Origin of the sequence: Microbacterium sp. USTB-Y, assembly GCF_023703415.1 — a bacterium.
Classification (GTDB): Bacteria; Actinomycetota; Actinomycetes; order Actinomycetales; family Microbacteriaceae; genus Microbacterium.
Genome location: NZ_JAGMTU010000002.1, coordinates 687,263 through 703,197, shown reverse-complemented (window position 1 = coordinate 703,197; position 15,935 = coordinate 687,263). Strand labels below are relative to the sequence as shown.

Genomic DNA, 15,935 nt, shown 5'->3' with positions numbered 1-15,935 from the left:
ACGGGACCAAATCCTCCTCGGCCGTGGTTCTTCTTGATGACGCCGCAGCCAGCGGCGTCAGAGGAGGAGCACCACGATGAACCCCACCGACTACCGCCGCACGACCGAGGCGCTGAACGCCCTGACCGCGCACCAGTACCGGGTCACGCAGGAAGGCGGCACGGAGCCGGCGTTCCGCAACGAGTACTGGGACAACCACGCGCCGGGCATCTACGTCGACGTCGTCTCGGGGCAGCCGCTGTTCTCGTCCACGGACAAGTTCGACAGCGGAACCGGCTGGCCGAGCTTCACCCGGCCGATCGACGACGGATCCGTCACGACCCGCACCGACCGCACGTTCGGGATGGTGCGGACCGAGGCCCTGTCGTCCGGTGCCGAGAGCCACCTGAGCCACGTCTTCGACGACGGCCCGCGTGATGCCGGCGGCCTGAGATACTGCATGAACTCGGCGGCGCTGCGCTTCGTCCCCGCGGCCGAGCTCGAGGAGCAGGGCTACGGCGCGTACCGTGGACTGTTCGAGACCATCGCCCCGCACACTTCTGAGGAGAACGCATCATGACCAGCGGACCCGCCGACACCGGATCCATCGCCCGCGTCCCGGGCGCCGAGACCGCCGTCCTCGCAGGCGGATGCTTCTGGGGCGTGGAGGATCTCATCCGCCGTCAGCCCGGGGTGCTCGGCACCCGCGTCGGCTACACCGGCGGCAGCAACGACCACGCGACGTACCGGAACCACCCGGGACACGCGGAGGCCGTCGAGATCGTCTTCGACCCGTCGAAGACGACGTATCGCGACATCCTCGCGTTCTTCTTCCAGATCCACGATCCGTCGACGCTGAACCGGCAGGGCAACGACATCGGATCGAGCTACCGCTCGGCGATCTTCCCGCTCAGCCCCGAGCAGGAGCGCGTCGCGCGCGACACCATCGCCGATGTGGACGCCTCCGGCCTGTGGCCGGGCAAGGCGGTCACCACGATCGAGCCGGAGGGCCCGTTCTGGGAGGCCGAGCCCGAGCACCAGGACTACCTGGTGCGCTACCCGGACGGCTACACGTGCCACTTCCCACGGGCGGGCTGGGTGCTGCCGCGTCGGAGCGAGGCCGCCGCGCAGTAGTCGCCTTTCCCTTCGGGCCCGTCGGATCGCTCCGGCGGGCCCGAAGTCGTCCCCGGTTTGCCGCGGAGCTGCACCGGGCCGGAGGATGGACCGGTGCGAGTGAGCGGAGCGGAAGCATGAGAGCGGTCTCCCGGCGCGGGGTCGTGCTCTCCCTCGCGCTCAGCGCCGTCGCCGGATACGTCGATGCGGTCGGCTTCATCGAGACCGGCGGACTGTTCGTCTCGTTCATGAGCGGCAACTCCACCCAGGCCGGAGTCGAGATCTGGACGGATCCGGCCCGTGCCCTGCTGCCGCTCGCGCTCGTCGTCGCCTTCGTGATCGGGGTCGCGGCCGGCGGGGTCGCCGTGGGCCACCACGTCCGGCGTCGGAGTCTCGTGGTCGCGGCGAGCGCGATCGCCGTGGCCGCGTGCGCGGCCGTGGGATTCGCGTTCCCGCACGCCGCGTGGCGCTTCGCGCTGCTGGCCTGTGCGATGGGCGCGTTGAACACCCTCTACCTGGCCGACGGGAGGGCGCGGATCGCGATCACCTACGCCACGGGGACTCTCGTGAGCCTCGGCCTGGCACTCGCGGACCTCGTCACGGGCCGCTCCGCCACGGCCTGGCGCCGCCCGCTGCTGCTCTGGGCATCGCTCGCCGCCGGAGCGGTCGCCGGTGCGGCCGCGCATCGATGGCTCGGCGACGGCGCGCTGCTCGGTGCGGCCGTCGTGCTCGCCGCACTCGCGGTGGCGATCAGCGTGGTGTCACGGCGCTGACGGGTACGGCGCTGATCAGCGGACGAGGGCACCCTCGGCATCGCGCGGGCGCACGGGGTGCTCGCTGAGGATCGAGAGGCGGTTGAACATGTTGATGGTCAGCGCCACCCACTCGGCGGCGGCGAAGACGTCGTCGCCCAGCAGCCCGCGGGCGGCGGCGAGATCGGCCTTCGCCTCCTCGCCCAGCGGCATCCGGGTCGCGGCCTCGGCGATCGCCAGCATCGCCTTCTCCCGCTCGGTGAAGAGGTCGGATTCGCGCCACGCGGGCAGCACGTCGAGCTTCTGCTGGGGGATGCCGGCCGCTCGCGCCTCGCGGGAGTGCAGGTCGAGGCAGAACGCGCATGCGTTCAGCTGCGACGCGCGCACCTTGATGAACTCGGCCTCGGCGGTGGTGAGGCCCTGATCGGCGGTGGCCCTGGCGACCGCGTCGGAGTACGCGGAGGCGGCCTTCCACGCGTCCGGGATCACCTTGTCCAGGTAGGGGCGCATGCTGTTCCTCTCGTGCGGATCGATCTGCTCGACGACATCAACGTACCGCGCGCCGGGATGTTCCCCGCCGACGCCCCGGCCATGACCGCGGGCGGGTGCGGCAGCGGGCCGACATAGGATCCGACCATGCCCTCCTATTTCGAACGCGTCGACACGTCCGCCTTCCGACCGACCTCTGCGGTCGAGGGGGCGTGGAGCACGCAGGAGCAGCACGTCGCGCCGGCACTCGGACTCATCGCGCACGCGATCGAGCGGGATCACGCCGACCGCCGCGGTGGCGAGCTGCAGCTCGGCAGGATCTCGTACGACATCCTCGGGACGATCCCGCTCGAGCGCGTCGACCTCGAGATCAGGATCCTGCGTCCCGGCCGCACGATCGAGCTCGTGGAGGCAGTGCTGAGCCACGACGGACGCGCCGCGGTGATCGCGCGGGCCTGGTTCCTGCAGGCCGCGGACACCCGCGAGCTGGCCGGCAGCGCCCTGAACGCGATGCCGGGCCGCGACCAACTCGCTCCGTGGGCGATGGGCGATCACTGGCAGGGCGGCGCCGTCCGCAGCGTGGACTTCCACCGGGGGCAGCGGGAACCGGGGCATGCGTGGGCCTGGCTGAAGCCGCGCATCCCGCTCGTGGAGGGGGAGCCGGTCGGCCGGATCCCGCGCCTGCTGGGCATAGTCGACTTCGCGAACGGCCTGACCCTGCGTCTGGCGCCGACGGAGGTCGCGTTCCCGAACGTCGATCTCACCTGTCATCTGTTCGCCGAGCCGGAGGGGGACTGGATCGGCTTCGACACGACGGTGTCGATCGGGCCGACCGGCCTAGGCCTGACCGAGACCGTGCTGCACGACGAGCGGGGTCCGGTCGGGACGGTGCAGCAGATCCTCACGGTGCGCCCGATGCGCGGCTGAGGCGATCAGGCGGGCGCCACGGGCTGGCGCAGGATCGTGCGGCGGCGCTCCGGAGGGACCCGGCGGGCGTCGCTGAGATAGATCTCGTGGTGCAGACCCGCGAGGCGCAGGCCGTGCTCGGGGATCACCTCGTCGTGCAGGCGCTCCAGGAGCGGGGCCTCGTCATCGAAGGATCCGACGTGCAGCGTCTGCATGCACGTCCCCTCCGAGAGGGGGAGGATCCGGAGCGCATCGATCCGCGCCGGCGACTTCTTCTCCCGCACGGTCGCGATCGCGGCGTGCACGAGCGGATCCTCGACCCAGTCCGGGATGAGGATCATCATCGTCCAGTCCCAGCGGGTCTTGTCGCGGGCGGTCGTGAACGCGTCCATGTCGTCCGCCCACCACAGTCCCTCCAGGGGCGGGACGACGTAGTCCCGGTCGAGTTCGCGCCGACTCGCGAACTTCAGCGCATAGGCGACCGGGTACAGCGCCTCCAGGGCCTCGGCATAGGCGGGGGCCGTGTTCGGATCCCCGTGGCCGTCGATCGCGAGGTAGCGGCTCGGAGGCAGCTCGAGAAGGCGGAACTCGTCGATGCGCGCGCGATAGCCGTCCAGGGTCTTGGTGAGATCGGTCTTGGTCCCCGTCGTCATGGAGGCATTCCAGCACAGGGCACCGACACCGGCCATGACGGAGTGAGGCGGGAACGGAGCCGATGCTCCCGGATCGGGCATACCGTTGAGTGCGGGCGTGAACTCTGCGCCCGCGGCACGACGACAGAGAGAAGCAGGATGAGCACCCCCGGTCTGGAAGAGGACGTCACCGAGAAGTTCAAGGGGGCGTTCCGGCACCATCCGGCCGGCGTCGCCCTGGTGACGGGAGTCGCCCCCGACGGCCCGGTCGGGCTCACGCTGTCGAGCGTCGCCTCGGTGAGCGCCGACCCGGCGGTGCTCGTGTTCTCGGTCACCCGGGCGACCGGCAGCGCGGGTGGGATCCTCAGCGCACCCAGCGCGCTGGTGCACTTCCTCGTCGCGGGGCAGGAGCCGATCGCCGACGCGTTCGCCCGCTCGGGCCAGCCCCGTTTCACCGCGGAGCAGGGGTTCCGCACACTGCCCACCGGCGAGCCCTTCCTGCCCTCGGCCCGGGTCGCCGTGCGCGGCACGATCCGGGAGACGCATCCGGTCGGACCGTCCTCGCTCGTGCTGCTCGACGTGCTCGACGTGATCGAGGGCACGCCCGGCGCACCCCTTCTCTACGTCGACCGGCACTACGACAGCCTGGTCTCGTCACGGGAGCAGGCTCCGGCCCCGCAGAGCTGAGCAGGGCCGGCGGCGCATTGCTTGCCCGTACGGCCGTTCTGAACGAAGGTGGAGGCATGGCCGTCACACTGATCCTTCCCCTCGCCGCCCCGCTCGGCGTCGGGCGCATCGTCTCGGTCGATGAGAAGGCCGGGGCGGTGCAGATCCGCGATCTGACGACGGGCGTCGTGTACCGCGTGCCCGGCTCCGTCCTGGCGGAGTTCGGCGCGCTGCCGTGGCGGGGACGGGTGCAGGGCTGCACCGTGGAGGCCTCGGCGGAGGGCACCCTCACGGAGCTCGTGCTCGATGCGAACCCGGTGGGGGCCGAGCGCCGGGGCGCCGCCGACGCCCTGCGCGGCGCTCAGCAGGCGGCGGACGACGCGCGGGATCAGGCCGCGAACTGGGGCGGCACCGATCGCCGGGCGCACGAGGTCCCTGAGCGCTTCTGGTGAGAGCGGCGCATACCGCCGAGGGCGCGACGACGCCCGGCCCTGGGGTCACTGGAAGTCCCGCGAATGATGGGGCACGCCCACCTGCAGCGTCTCGAACGCATCCGCGAGCAGGTTGGTGACGCCCTCAGGAGAGCGCTCCAGCATGCCGCGCACGATCAGCGCGGGCGACTCCCGGGCGATCCGGCGGTAGCGCAGCCAGACGCCCTGCGTGCAGATGACGTTCACCAGGCCGTGCTCGTCCTCGAGGTTGAGGAAGGTCACCCCGCCCGCCGTGGAGGGGCGCTGCCGATGGGTCACGAGACCCGCCGCCTCGACCCGTCGGCCGCTCTCGTGCGTGCGCAGCGCGACGGAGGTCAGCACTCCGCGCGCATCGAGACCGGGCCGGAAGTGCGCGAGCGGATGGTCGTCGGTGGACACCCCCGTCGCCCAGAGGTCGGCGGTGAGGAGCTCGTAGCTGGTCTGGTCGCCGAACAGCGGGGGCTGCACCGCGACCACCGTGTCGGGCAGATAGCGCGCGCGGTCCTCCGCCGCGGAGCCCGCCAGCCAGATCGCCTCCCGGCGCTGCAGCCCGAGCGAGTCGAAGACGCCGGCGGTGGCGAGGGACTCCACCTGGGACGCGGTGAGGTCGGTGCGGCGCACGAGGTCGTTCAGATCCCGGTAGGGGCCCCGTGCATCGCGTTCGGTGACGATCCGCTCGGCCGTCTTCTCGCCGATCCCCGTGACGCCGGCGAGTCCCAGCCGTACGGCGAAGCGGCCGTCCCTGCGGTGCGCCGCGGTCTCGTCGGGGGCCTTCGGATCGAAGGGATCCGGATCCACGCCGTCCGGACGGTCCGGGAGCTGATGCGCGCACGACTCCCGCCCGGTGACCCCCGTCCTCTCCGGGCCCACGGGCTCCAGGGTCTCCGTCGCCCCGGACCGCGCGATGTCCGGACGGCGCACCTCGACGCCGTGCCGCCGGGCGTCGCCGGTGAGCGTCGAGGCGGAGTAGAACCCCATCGGCTGGGAGCGCAGGAGCCCGGCGAGGAAGGCGGCGGGGTAGTGCAGCTTGAGCCAGGAGCTGGCGTACACGAGCAGAGCGAACGAGAGCGAGTGCGACTCCGCGAAGCCGAAGTCGGAGAACGCCTGGATCTGCGCGTAGATGCGGTCCGCGGTCTCCTCGTCCAGCCCGTGCCGGCGCATGCCCGTGTACAGGCTCTGCTTGACCCGGTCGATCTTCTCCAGCCCCCGCTTGGATCCCATCGCGCGGCGCAGCAGATCCGCCTCGTCCGCGGTGCAGTCGCCGAGGGTGGTGGCCATCTGGATGAGCTGCTCCTGGAAGACGGGGATCCCCAGGGTGCGGCGCAGGATCGGCTCCAGATCCGGATGCGCATAGGTCACGGTCTCCTGGCCGAGCTTTCGGCGGACGAAGGGGTGCACCGCACCGCCCTGGATCGGGCCCGGGCGGATGAGCGCGATCTGGACGGCGAGCTCGTAGAACTCCCGCGGCTGCAGTCGGGGGAGCAGCCCCATCTGCGCGCGGGACTCGACCTGGAACACCCCGATCGTGTCGGCGCGGCAGAGCATGTCGTAGACCGCGGGCTCCTCCTTCGGCAGGGAGTCCAGCGTCCACTCCTCACCGGTGGCCTCGCGGACCAGGTCGAAGCAGTGCCGCAGGGCGGAGAGCATCCCGAGCCCGAGCAGGTCGAACTTCACCAGCCCCATCCAGCGCGCGGCGTCCTTGTCCCACTGAATGACGGTGCGCTTGTCCATCCGGGCGTGCTCGACCGGCACCACCTCGCCGACCGGGCGCTGGGTGAGCACCATGCCGCCGGAGTGGATGCCCAGATGGCGCGGTGCGCTCATCAGCCTGTCGGCGAGATCGATGACGGGCAGCGGGATGTCGTGGTCGGGGACGGGGCTCAGATCCAGCCCCCAGCGCTCCACCTGACGCGACCAGGCGTCCTGCTGGCCGGGGGAGTGCCCGAGCGCCCTGGCCATGTCGCGCACCGCGTTCTTCGGCCGGTACTGGATGACGTTCGCGACCTGCGCCGCGTTCTCCCGGCCGTACTCGTCGTAGACCCACTGGATGATCTCCTCCCTGCGCCCGGAGTCGAAGTCGACGTCGATGTCCGGCTCCTCGGTGCGGGTCGTGGCGAGGAACCGCTCGAAGGGAAGGCGGTATCTGATCGGATCCACCGCGGTGATGCCGAGCAGGTAGCAGACCACGCTCGCGGCGGCGGATCCCCGGCCCTGGCAGAGGATCCCGCGGTCCCTCGCCTCCTTCACGATGCCGTGCACGATGAGGAAGTAGCCGGGGAAGTCCTTCTCCTCGATCACCGCGAGCTCCCGCTCGATCCGGGCCCGGCCGCCTTCGTCGAGCGTCGGGTACTTCTCCGGAGCGGCCGCCCAGACCAGGTCGCGCAGATGGCTCATCGGCGTCTCTCCGAGGGCCACCCGCATCGTCGGCAGCGCGGGCTTGGCGCTGCGCAGCGGGAAGGCGCAGGCCTCGGCGATCTCCAGGCCGTGCGCGACCGCCCCCGGATACCGGGCGAAGCGGGCGGTCATCTCCGCGCCGGAGCGCAGATGCGCCGCACCGTGGGAGGGCAGCCATCCCTCCAGCTCCCGCATGCTGCGGGTGGCGCGCACCGCGGCGATCGCCTCGGCGAGGCGGGCGTGCTCGGGGCGGGCGTAGTGCACGTTGTTCGTGCACACCACCGGCAGCCCGTGCTCGGCGGCGAGGCGGGCGAGCACGTCGTTGCGGCGGGTGTCGAGCGGGTCGCCGTGGTCGATCAGCTCGACCGCCACGCCGTCGGTCCCGAACAGGTCGACGAGCGTGCGCAGCGCCCGCTTCGCCCCCTCCGGCCCCTCCCGCTCCAGGGCGGAGCGGACGGCCCCCTTGCGGCAGCCGGTGAGGATCGTCCAGTGGCCCTCCGCCGTGTTCGCGAGGGACTCGATCTCATAGAACGGCCGCCCCTTCTCGCCGCCGCGCAGCTGCGCGTGCGTGATCGCGGAGGAGAGCCGGTGATAGCCCTCCTCCCCGCGGGCGAGGACCAGCAGATGCTCGCCGAGCGGATCCGCGGCCCCGCGCCGCTCCGGCGTGGGGGCGGTGCTCGCGTTCCCGCGCGGGTCGGGGCCGGTGAGGGACAGCTCGGCGCCGTACACCGTCTGCAGCCCGGCGGCCTCCTCGGCGACCTCGCCGAAGTGCGCGGCGCCGTAGAAGCCGTCGTGGTCCGTGAGGGCCAGCGCCTTCAGGCCCAGCCGCTGCGCCTCCATGAGCAGCTCCTCGGGGGAGGAGGCGCCGTCGAGGAAGGAGTACGAGGAGTGCATGTGCAGCTCGGCGTAGGGCACCGCGTCCCGGGGGCGTTCGACCTCGGCGAGCGAGATCGGAGGGCGCTTCTTGTGCATGCGGGAGGGGGCGTCGATCGGCAGCTCCTGGTGCAGCGGCCTCTCGCCGCTGAGGGTGCGCTCGAGCTCCGACCAGGACATGCTCGGATTGTGGAAGCCCATCAGTGGTACCTCCCCTCGGCGAGCCAGCGGTCCTCGCCCTCGACGTGCAGCACGAGCCAGGCCCTGTCCTGCTCGTCGACGAGCTGCAGGCGCTCGCCGCGGAGCGCCCCGGCCGGATCCCCGCGCCGGTCCCGGACCGGCCACGGTCCCGCCCAGGACCGCACCGCGCACGCGTCCACCGCCGCGGGGGCCGCGCTGAGCAGCCCCCGTGCATCGACGGAGACCGGGGCGCCGTCGGCGTCCGTGACCGCGATCGGCCGGGCCGGTGCGAACACCTCGGCCGGGAGCGGGTCCGGCAGCCGCCCCGGCCAGGGCTGATCGGCGGCGCGCGCCGGCACCGCCCGCTCGCCCCAGGGGGTGAGCTGCTGCCGGTCGGTGAGGAGCCGCCCGCCCGCGACGACGGCGGTGACCACACCCTCATGCCCGAGCAGGGTCTGCACCCGGGAGACGGCGTGGTGCAGCCGCTCGTCGGTGCCGGATCCGAACAGGCCCGGCTGATGATGGGCGGCGTCGTCCACGGCGACGGGGGCGATGCGTGCCCGGACGATGCCGCGGAAGCGGTGCGCCTCGTCGTCGTCGCCGGCGGAGGCCGCGGCCAGGGACTCCAGCTGCCAGCGGACCCGGTCGACGAGGTCTGCGGCCTCGAAGCAGGTGGGATGCAGCCAGGTGCGCGAGGTCACCTGCTCGTCGTCGTCGGTGAGATCGATCCGCACCTCGGTGCACACCAGCGAGGCCTTCGCGAGGGCGAGGATCACCGCATCGGCGCTCTGCCGCACGGCGAAGGCGATCTGATCGGACTGGGCCAGCGGAGCCTCGAACTCGACCTCCGCCGCGAGCTCCGGATCCGGTGGGCGCGGCACCACCGGACGGGAGTCCGCCCCCGCCGCCAGGGCGTGCAGGCGTGCCCCGTGCTCGCCGAAGCGGTCTCGCAGGCGCGCCGCGCCCAGGGTCGCGAGCTCGCCGAGGGTGCGCACGCCGAGACGGAGCAGCAGCCCCGTCACCTCCGGATCCTGCAGAGCCTGCACGGGCAGCGGGGCGAGGAAGGCGGCGGACGCCCCCGCACCCACCACGAGCGTCGGATCCGCACCCCGCGCCGCCAGCTCGGCGGTGAACGGGCCGTCCGCGATCCCGATCCGCACCTCCTGGTGCCCCTCGGCGGAAAGCAGGGCGTGCAGGGCGCGGGCGGCCTCCTCCTCGCCACCGTGGAAGCGGGCGACCCCGCGGGCGCGGAGCAGGGCGAGCCCGGGGCGGAGCAGCTGCGCGCCGGGCGCCTGAGCCTCGATCAGACGCAGCACCGGGAGGAACGCGCGTTCGTCCCGCGCCGGGTCCGCGGGCAGGATGCGCAGGTTCGGCAGCAGCCCCTGCGCCTCGCGGCGGCGCTGCCCGATCCGCACCCCCTGGGCGCGCGCCGCCGCGCTGCAGACGACGACCCGGTTCGCGTGCAGGATCGCCGCCGGCTCCGCGGCCTCGGCCCCCGCGGCGCGCAGCGGCCAGTCGGGGAACCACAGCACGATCACCCGGACCGGCTCCTGCCTCGGGGCGCTCATCCGGCCACCGCCAGGAGCGCGGGCGACTCGGCGGACGGGCGCGCATCGATCGCGGTGACCGGGCGTGCCTCGGCCGCGGCGGACGGGAGCGGGAAGAGCCGCGGCAGGGCGGGAGCGGCGGCTTCGACCGTTTCGTGGATCCGGCCATGGACGTCGGGCAGACGCACCCGCACGCTCTGCGGCACGGGCGAGCGCCGGGTGCGCGCGGTGACCGTCACCTCGCACTCCTCCAGGGCGCCCCAGCCGTCGCCGAGGCCCTGCCAGCGCGGGTCGTGCACGCGGATCGATCCCTCGCTCTGCGGCCAGGCCTGACTCCCGGGGCCGGGCACGACCAGGAGCGTGCAGCCGCGGTCGCGCAGCCGGGCGCTCAGCCGGCTCAGCTCGGCCTCCCGGGCGGAGGTGGCGGGGCGGATCGCGATCAGCGGGATCACCTCGCTCAGCGCGGAGACGACCGAGAGCCAGCGCGGGCCGGGGGCCGGGACCAGGAGGAGCCGATCCAGATCCACCCCGTGGCCGGCCAGCGCCTCCACGCCCAGGGTGGGCATGCCGACGGCGGCGCACCATGCCCCCGTCCGGGAGGCGCCGGCGAGCAGCGCGCCGATGAGGCCGGGGGAGGAGGAGAGGGAATACGTGGTCCCGACCTGCAGGCCGCCCTCGGGGAGGATCGACTCGAGGGCGGGCAGCACCGGGATCAGGGGCAGATCGCTCCGCCGACGCTGCATCCGCGTGATCTCGCGGCGGAGGCGCAGCACATCCGAGACCCGGTCGTCGGTGTCGGCGGCGGGGGCGATCATGGAACCGAGAGCCATCCCCATGCACTCCATTCTCGAATATCTCTTCGAATACTGCAACAACAGAGACGACGATAATCCGTACATCCGACATGGTCGAATCGGGTGGGAGCGTCGGCAGGCGACGGCGGCTCGGACCGGGCGGCTCGGATCGCGCGGGCGCCTCGGTCCTCCGCGGCGGCTCGACGTCCTGGCGACCACGGGTGCGGCGCGCGACGCCGAGGGCATCGGCGAGGGCGCACGCTCGGTGAGCCGGATCCTCGTTCTCCGCCCGCTCAGGCGGTCGGGCCGGCCTCCTGGCGGACGTCCTCGTGCAGATGCGCGATGCGCAGCGCCGCGTCCTCTCCGCGGCGCAGGACCGCCGTGTTGCGGGAGAGCTCGGGGGAGACCGCGACCCCCTGCGGATCCGTTCCGTCCACCCGCAGCCACCAGGTCGCGACGACGACGTCGCCGATCTCGCGCACCCCCAGGTCGGCGATCGTGAGAGCCGTCTCCGTCCAGGCCGGCGAGGACGACGCCGACGGGCTCGATGCCCGGCTCCGGCGCAGCGCGGCGAGCTCGTCCAGACCGGTCACCAGGGCGTCCGCGGCGGAGTCGAAGATCGTCACGTCCTCGGCGAGGCGGGCGTCGATCGCCGCAGGGTCGCCGCGCAGATAGTCCTCATACATCGCGGACAGCAGTCGGTGCACATCCGCGTGCAGGGCGGCGGGGGAGAGCGGATCCATCGAGCGCGAGGCTACCACCTGCACTCGCGCGCCCGTCTGTCAACCCTTTGACCCCTGTCGGATGCGCGGGTAGACAGGAGGCTCCGGCGACGCGATGCGGAGGAGAGATCCCATGCGGGTGAAAGCAGCGATGCAGTCCCTGATCCGGACGATCGGGAAGACCAAGGAACTCGATCCGGCGGCGGAGAAGCTCAGCGGCTGGGTGGACGAGGCCACCCGTTCCCCGGCCGTGAAGAACGCGCTCTCGGGTGCCTGGCTCGGTCATCAGGTGCATCCGATGCTCACCGACCTGCCGATCGGCGCCTGGGGCGCGGCCACCGTGCTCGACCTCACGGGCGCGGATCCCGCCGCGGCGCGCCGCCTCGTCGGACTCGGCATCCTCGCGTCCGCGCCGACGGCGGCCGCGGGCGCCTCGGACTGGTCGACCACGATCGGGGCCGCCAAACGGGTCGGACTCGTGCACGCCGCCGCGAACGCGACCGCCTCCGTCCTGCAGATCACGTCGTGGCTCCTGCGCCGTCGCGGGCACCACGGAGCCGGGAAGGCGCTCAGCCTGCTGGGGCTCGGGCTCACCCTGGGGTCGTCCTATCTCGGCGGTCACCTGTCGTTCGTGCGCGGCACCGGCGTCAACCACACGGCGTTCCAGCCGGCGGTGCGGCGCTGGACCGACGTGGGCGCCGACGCCGACCTCGCCGAAGGGGCGCGGACACGGGTGATGGTCGGCGACGTCCCGGTGCTGCTCGTGCGCCTCGACTCCCGGCTGCACGCGATCTCGGCCGTCTGCACGCACGCCGGCGGACCTCTGGACGAGGGCGAGCTCGGCGCGGACGGATGCATCACCTGCCCCTGGCACGGCAGCCGGTTCCGCGTCGACGACGGGGAGGTGCGGCGCGGACCGGCGAGCGTGCCCCAGCCGTGCTGGGAGGCGAAGGTCGAGGACGGACGGATCCTGCTCCGCTCCGCCTGACGGCGATCAGGCGGTTCCGCTGCGCACCGCACCGGCGCCGCGCGGTTCTCCACAGGCCCGAAACGCAGCCCCGGCGGATCTGGGAGGGTGGCCTGCATGGAACCCGCAGGCGTCGTCACCGTCCTGGCGCACATCGGCCTGCTCGGGATCGGCGCCTGGCTGACCGCGATCGACGTCGGCACGCACCGGCTCCCCGACCGGATCGTGCTGCCCGCGCTCGCCGGGGCGCTCCTGCTCGCGCTCGCCGGGGCCCTGTTCGCGCGGATGGGCGGGCGGCTGCTCGGCGCGCTGTGGGGTCTGCTGCTGCTCGGCGGCTTCTACGCGCTGCTGCGCGCCCTCAGCCGGGGCGGCCTGGGCGGCGGGGACGTGAAGCTCGCCGGGCTCGTCGGCCTGGTGCTCGGCTGGCACGGGTGGACGGCGCTCCTCGTCGGCGCCGCCGCGGCGTTCGTCCTCGGTGCGGGGTACGCGCTCGGCCTCGTCCTCCTCCGCCGTGCCACGAGGACGACCCGCATCGCGTTCGGGCCGTGGATGATCGTCGGCGCCGTGCTGGGCATCTCCGCGGCGTGATCGCCCTCCTCGACGGCGCCGGGGGATTAGGGTGAGCACATGGCACTCGCACGGCTTCACGGCGGCCCGCTCGACGGGCAGATCATCCCCCTCGGATCCGCGGACGACGAGATCGCGGTCCCCTACAGCGAGACGCTCCTCGTCTACAACAAGCGGGGCGAGCCGACGCACACGGGGGAGCACGACGGGCCCACCGAGTTCGAGTACTGGTACCAGGGATCCCAGGACGACCTCAACCCCGCGGATGTCTGAGCCGTCCCGCACGGTCGAGGTCGAGCGCAAGTACGACGTGGACGGCAGCACCCCGCTGCCGTCGTGGGAGGCGATCCCCGGGGTCGACGCGGTCACCGAGGGCGAGCCCCGTGCACTGGACGCACGCTACTTCGACACCGCCTCGGGAGATCTCGCGCGCGCCGGCGTCGCCCTGCGGCGCCGCACCGGAGGGCCGGACGAGGGCTGGCATGTCAAGGGCCCCCGCACCGGCGACGGCCGCATCGAGCTCGGCTGGCCGCTCGGGGAGTCGGACGACCTGCCGCCGCAGGTCGCGGAGTTCGTCGCCCAGTGGACCACGGCACCGCTGATCCCGCTCGCCCGCATCGAGAACGCGCGCACCGCCTACCTCCTCACCGGTCCCGACGGCGTGGTCGCGGAGTTCGTGGACGACCGCGTCCGCGGCACGGACCTGCGCCTTCCGGCCGGCCTGCCCGCCCCCGCGCCGCGCGAATGGCGCGAATGGGAGATGGAGCTGGGGCCCGCGGCTCCCGCCGATGAGGCGGGCCGGAGCGCCTTCTTCCTGGCGGTGGAGCGGGCCGTCGCCGCTGCCGGGGGACGCGTCTCCCCGTCCGGCTCGAAGCTCGGCCGCGCGCTCGGGTTCTGAGCCGCACGGCGAACCCTACCGTGCCCGACGAGGTTCCGCCCGGGGGTTCCGAGGACGCTGCCGGCGTGCTTGAGTGACAGCATGAGCAGCCCCGCGGTGCTGAGGTCCCTGCAGACGGTCGTCCCGGAGACGGTCCTGCATCAGAACGAGGTGCGCGACGTGTTCGCCGCGCAACCGGAGCTGTCCCGCCTCGCGCGGCGCCTCGTGACCGCCTCCTTCGACGGCTCGGGCATCGACACCCGGCGCACGGTGCTCGATGAGCTCACCCTGGCCGATACGGGGGCGGACCCCGTCTTCTTCGACCGGTCCACGGGAACGCTGCTGTCTCCGGGCACCGGGGTGCGCAACGACGTCTACGTGCGGGAGGCGCGTCGGCTGTTCGTCGCGGCCGCCCGCGCCGCGCTCGAAGCGGATCCGGAGATCTCGCCGGCCGACATCACGCATGTGATCACGGTCTCGTGCACCGGGTTCCACGCCCCGGGGCCGGAGTACGAGATCGTCCGCGCGCTCGGGCTCGCGGATTCGGTGCAGCGCTTCCACCTCGGCTTCATGGGCTGCTACGCGTCGATGCCCGCGCTGCGGGCGGCGAGCCAGTTCTGCGCGGCCGACCCGGACGCGGTGGTGCTGGTCGTGAGCGTCGAGCTGTGCACGCTGCATCTGCGCTCCTCGGAGGATCCGGATGTGATCGTCGCCTCCTCGCTGTTCGCCGACGGCGCGGCCGCGGGCATCGTCACCGCGCGTCCGTCCGCGGCACCGGGACTGAGGCTCGACCGCTTCCACACGGCCATCGCCCCCGAAGGGGAGAAGGACATGGCGTGGACGATCGGCGACCGCGGCTTCGAGATGATCCTCTCCACCGGCGTTCCCCAGATCATCGGGGCGACCATCGTCGAGGCGCTGCGCCCGCTGTACGCGGGAGAGCTGAGCGCGCCGTTCGACGGCGGCGCGATCGGCGAGCACGTGCGGCACTGGGCGATCCATCCCGGCGGGCGCAGCATCCTCGACCGGGTGCAGGATCGGCTCGGCCTGAGCGATGCGCAGCTGCGCCCCGCCCGGGAGACGCTGCGGACGCAGGGGAACATGTCGAGCGCGACCGTGCTGTTCGTCCTGCGCCGGATCCTCGAACAGGAGGACGCGCGCGACGGCGACAGGGTGTCCGCGATGGCGTTCGGCCCCGGCCTGACGGCGGAGAGCGCGCTGATGACCGTGGTCGGCGCGGAAGCGGATGGGCGCTGACCTCTCGACGCGCGCCGTCGGCGTGCGCGAGCTCATGGACGACCCGTCCGCGGATCCCGGGATGCTGGAGCGCACCTACCGGCGCTTCGGTGCGGTGAACGCGGTGGTGTCGCGGCCCGGCTCGGTCTACCGCGGGGACGTGCGTCCGCGCGCTCGCCGCCGCCGCGCCCTGGGCGGCGCTCCGGTGCGCATCCTCGACGTGGGCGCCGGGGGCGGCGATCTGTGCCGGGCGCTCGCCGTGCGTCTGCGGCGCGACCGCCTGGATGCGGAGATCACCGCCCTCGACGTCGATCCCCGCGCCGTGGCCTGGGCGTCCGCGCACGACGGGGGTGCCGGCGCGGTCTACCGATGTGCCTCGTCGTCGGATCTGGTCCGCGCCGGTGAGAGATTCGACATCGTGCTGTCGAACCACGTGCTGCACCATCTGGACGGGGCGGGTCTCGCGGGGATGCTCGAGGACACCCGCCGCCTCGTGCCGGAGGACGGGGTCGTCGCGCACCACGACATCGCCCGGAGTCGTCTCGCGAGCGCGGCGTTCGCGGCGGGCACCTGGCCCTTCTCGGGCAATCTGCTGGCCGGATCCTTCATCCGTGCCGACGGGCTGACCAGCATCCGCCGTTCCTACACGGCCGCCGAGCTGGCCGCCGCGGCGCCTCCGGGATGGGTGGTCCGCCGCGGCTTCCCCTCCCGGCTGCAGCTGCGCTGGGAGCCTGCCGATGCCGCCGGCTGAGCCGAGGCTCGATCACAGTG

18 protein-coding genes are annotated in these 15,935 nt (G+C 73.0%); 12 read left to right on the top strand and 6 right to left on the bottom strand.

Going from position 1 to position 15,935, the window contains the following annotated elements; genetic code table 11:
• Window positions 1–76 precede the first annotated feature (76 nt).
• The 3 genes from msrB to J8G10_RS07015 all read left to right on the top strand — a co-directional run bounded on the left by msrB (window position 77) and on the right by J8G10_RS07015 (window position 1,865).
• Window positions 77–559, top strand: a complete 483-nt coding sequence (gene msrB / locus J8G10_RS07025) for a peptide-methionine (R)-S-oxide reductase MsrB (protein ID WP_251442140.1) — start codon at window positions 77–79, stop codon at window positions 557–559.
• Window positions 556–1,113 (top strand): peptide-methionine (S)-S-oxide reductase MsrA, encoded by a 558-nt coding sequence (gene msrA / locus J8G10_RS07020; protein ID WP_251442138.1) that lies wholly within the window; start codon window positions 556–558, stop codon window positions 1,111–1,113. Before msrB ends, msrA begins: the two co-directional genes overlap by 4 nt.
• Window positions 1,114–1,229: 116 nt before the next feature.
• Window positions 1,230–1,865 carry a YoaK family protein gene (locus tag J8G10_RS07015; protein WP_251442120.1) on the top strand — a complete coding sequence of 212 codons (636 nt, stop codon included), beginning with the start codon at window positions 1,230–1,232 and terminating at the stop codon, window positions 1,863–1,865.
• 15 nt (window positions 1,866–1,880) lie between these two features.
• Here the strand turns inward: J8G10_RS07015 and J8G10_RS07010 are convergent, their stop codons facing one another.
• Window positions 1,881–2,354, bottom strand: a complete 474-nt coding sequence (locus J8G10_RS07010) for a carboxymuconolactone decarboxylase family protein (protein ID WP_251442117.1) — start codon at window positions 2,352–2,354, stop codon at window positions 1,881–1,883.
• A 126-nt stretch (window positions 2,355–2,480) separates the two neighbouring features.
• Between J8G10_RS07010 and J8G10_RS07005 the strand changes: the two genes are divergently transcribed.
• Window positions 2,481–3,260 carry a thioesterase family protein gene (locus J8G10_RS07005; protein WP_251442114.1) on the top strand — a complete coding sequence of 260 codons (780 nt, stop codon included), beginning with the start codon at window positions 2,481–2,483 and terminating at the stop codon, window positions 3,258–3,260.
• Between the two features lie 5 nt (window positions 3,261–3,265).
• Here the strand turns inward: J8G10_RS07005 and J8G10_RS07000 are convergent, their stop codons facing one another.
• Complete coding sequence (locus tag J8G10_RS07000) at window positions 3,266–3,892, bottom strand: GyrI-like domain-containing protein (RefSeq protein ID WP_251442112.1); 627 nt, start codon at window positions 3,890–3,892, stop codon at window positions 3,266–3,268.
• A 138-nt stretch (window positions 3,893–4,030) separates the two neighbouring features.
• Here J8G10_RS07000 and J8G10_RS06995 point away from each other — a divergent pair, with 138 nt between their 5' ends.
• Window positions 4,031–4,558, top strand: coding sequence for a flavin reductase family protein (locus J8G10_RS06995; RefSeq protein WP_251442100.1), 528 nt, complete (start codon window positions 4,031–4,033; stop codon window positions 4,556–4,558).
• A 56-nt stretch (window positions 4,559–4,614) separates the two neighbouring features.
• Window positions 4,615–4,989, top strand: coding sequence for a hypothetical protein (locus J8G10_RS06990; RefSeq protein ID WP_251442098.1), 375 nt, complete (start codon window positions 4,615–4,617; stop codon window positions 4,987–4,989).
• Window positions 4,990–5,034: 45 nt separating this feature from the next.
• Here the strand turns inward: J8G10_RS06990 and J8G10_RS06985 are convergent, their stop codons facing one another.
• From J8G10_RS06985 to J8G10_RS06970, 4 genes are all read right to left on the bottom strand, one after another.
• Window positions 5,035–8,475, bottom strand: coding sequence for an error-prone DNA polymerase (locus J8G10_RS06985; protein ID WP_251442095.1), 3,441 nt, complete (start codon window positions 8,473–8,475; stop codon window positions 5,035–5,037).
• Entirely contained in the window at window positions 8,475–10,022 is a 1,548-nt protein-coding gene (locus J8G10_RS06980; protein ID WP_251442093.1) for a DNA polymerase Y family protein, read from the bottom strand. The genes J8G10_RS06985 and J8G10_RS06980 overlap by 1 nt, the downstream gene beginning before the upstream one ends.
• The gene (locus J8G10_RS06975) at window positions 10,019–10,837 is read right to left on the bottom strand and encodes a hypothetical protein (protein ID WP_251442090.1); all 819 of its coding nucleotides are present in this window, start codon (window positions 10,835–10,837) and stop codon (window positions 10,019–10,021) included. The genes J8G10_RS06980 and J8G10_RS06975 overlap by 4 nt, the downstream gene beginning before the upstream one ends.
• Before the next feature lie 251 nt (window positions 10,838–11,088).
• On the bottom strand, window positions 11,089–11,538 hold the full coding sequence (locus J8G10_RS06970) for a nuclear transport factor 2 family protein (RefSeq protein WP_251442087.1): 450 nt from the start codon (window positions 11,536–11,538) through the stop codon (window positions 11,089–11,091).
• Between the two features lie 112 nt (window positions 11,539–11,650).
• On the opposite strand from J8G10_RS06970, the gene J8G10_RS06965 reads away from it, so the two are divergent.
• The 6 genes from J8G10_RS06965 (at window position 11,651) to J8G10_RS06940 (ending at window position 15,915) form a co-directional block, all read left to right on the top strand.
• Window positions 11,651–12,505, top strand: a complete 855-nt coding sequence (locus J8G10_RS06965) for a Rieske (2Fe-2S) protein (protein ID WP_251442084.1) — start codon at window positions 11,651–11,653, stop codon at window positions 12,503–12,505.
• A gap of 96 nt (window positions 12,506–12,601) precedes the next feature.
• Window positions 12,602–13,072: an A24 family peptidase gene (locus J8G10_RS06960; protein ID WP_251442081.1), complete on the top strand. Its 471-nt coding sequence runs from the start codon at window positions 12,602–12,604 to the stop codon at window positions 13,070–13,072.
• A gap of 39 nt (window positions 13,073–13,111) precedes the next feature.
• Window positions 13,112–13,324, top strand: a complete 213-nt coding sequence (locus J8G10_RS06955; protein WP_251442078.1) for a response regulator — start codon at window positions 13,112–13,114, stop codon at window positions 13,322–13,324.
• Window positions 13,317–13,949, top strand: a complete 633-nt coding sequence (locus J8G10_RS06950; protein WP_251442075.1) for a CYTH domain-containing protein — start codon at window positions 13,317–13,319, stop codon at window positions 13,947–13,949. The genes J8G10_RS06955 and J8G10_RS06950 overlap by 8 nt, the downstream gene beginning before the upstream one ends.
• Before the next feature lie 81 nt (window positions 13,950–14,030).
• Window positions 14,031–15,185 carry a type III polyketide synthase gene (locus tag J8G10_RS06945; RefSeq protein WP_251442071.1) on the top strand — a complete coding sequence of 385 codons (1,155 nt, stop codon included), beginning with the start codon at window positions 14,031–14,033 and terminating at the stop codon, window positions 15,183–15,185.
• Window positions 15,175–15,915: a methyltransferase domain-containing protein gene (locus J8G10_RS06940; protein ID WP_251442068.1), complete on the top strand. Its 741-nt coding sequence runs from the start codon at window positions 15,175–15,177 to the stop codon at window positions 15,913–15,915. Before J8G10_RS06945 ends, J8G10_RS06940 begins: the two co-directional genes overlap by 11 nt.
• The last annotated feature ends 20 nt before the right edge of the window (window positions 15,916–15,935 follow it).

Excerpts from the sequence above, each read along its gene's own strand:
- msrB (WP_251442140.1), top strand. The coding sequence starts at position 77 with ATGAACCCCACCGACTACCGCCGCACGACCGAGGCGCTGAACGCCCTG.
- msrA (WP_251442138.1), top strand. The coding sequence starts at position 556 with ATGACCAGCGGACCCGCCGACACCGGATCCATCGCCCGCGTCCCGGGC.
- J8G10_RS07015 (WP_251442120.1), top strand. The coding sequence starts at position 1,230 with ATGAGAGCGGTCTCCCGGCGCGGGGTCGTGCTCTCCCTCGCGCTCAGC.
- J8G10_RS07010 (WP_251442117.1), bottom strand. The coding sequence starts at position 2,354 with ATGCGCCCCTACCTGGACAAGGTGATCCCGGACGCGTGGAAGGCCGCC.
- J8G10_RS07005 (WP_251442114.1), top strand. The coding sequence starts at position 2,481 with ATGCCCTCCTATTTCGAACGCGTCGACACGTCCGCCTTCCGACCGACC.
- J8G10_RS07000 (WP_251442112.1), bottom strand. The coding sequence starts at position 3,892 with ATGACGACGGGGACCAAGACCGATCTCACCAAGACCCTGGACGGCTAT.
- J8G10_RS06995 (WP_251442100.1), top strand. The coding sequence starts at position 4,031 with ATGAGCACCCCCGGTCTGGAAGAGGACGTCACCGAGAAGTTCAAGGGG.
- J8G10_RS06990 (WP_251442098.1), top strand. The coding sequence starts at position 4,615 with ATGGCCGTCACACTGATCCTTCCCCTCGCCGCCCCGCTCGGCGTCGGG.
- J8G10_RS06985 (WP_251442095.1), bottom strand. The coding sequence starts at position 8,475 with ATGGGCTTCCACAATCCGAGCATGTCCTGGTCGGAGCTCGAGCGCACC.
- J8G10_RS06980 (WP_251442093.1), bottom strand. The coding sequence starts at position 10,022 with ATGAGCGCCCCGAGGCAGGAGCCGGTCCGGGTGATCGTGCTGTGGTTC.
- J8G10_RS06975 (WP_251442090.1), bottom strand. The coding sequence starts at position 10,837 with ATGGGGATGGCTCTCGGTTCCATGATCGCCCCCGCCGCCGACACCGAC.
- J8G10_RS06970 (WP_251442087.1), bottom strand. The coding sequence starts at position 11,538 with ATGGATCCGCTCTCCCCCGCCGCCCTGCACGCGGATGTGCACCGACTG.
- J8G10_RS06965 (WP_251442084.1), top strand. The coding sequence starts at position 11,651 with ATGCGGGTGAAAGCAGCGATGCAGTCCCTGATCCGGACGATCGGGAAG.
- J8G10_RS06960 (WP_251442081.1), top strand. The coding sequence starts at position 12,602 with ATGGAACCCGCAGGCGTCGTCACCGTCCTGGCGCACATCGGCCTGCTC.
- J8G10_RS06955 (WP_251442078.1), top strand. The coding sequence starts at position 13,112 with ATGGCACTCGCACGGCTTCACGGCGGCCCGCTCGACGGGCAGATCATC.
- J8G10_RS06950 (WP_251442075.1), top strand. The coding sequence starts at position 13,317 with ATGTCTGAGCCGTCCCGCACGGTCGAGGTCGAGCGCAAGTACGACGTG.
- J8G10_RS06945 (WP_251442071.1), top strand. The coding sequence starts at position 14,031 with ATGAGCAGCCCCGCGGTGCTGAGGTCCCTGCAGACGGTCGTCCCGGAG.
- J8G10_RS06940 (WP_251442068.1), top strand. The coding sequence starts at position 15,175 with ATGGGCGCTGACCTCTCGACGCGCGCCGTCGGCGTGCGCGAGCTCATG.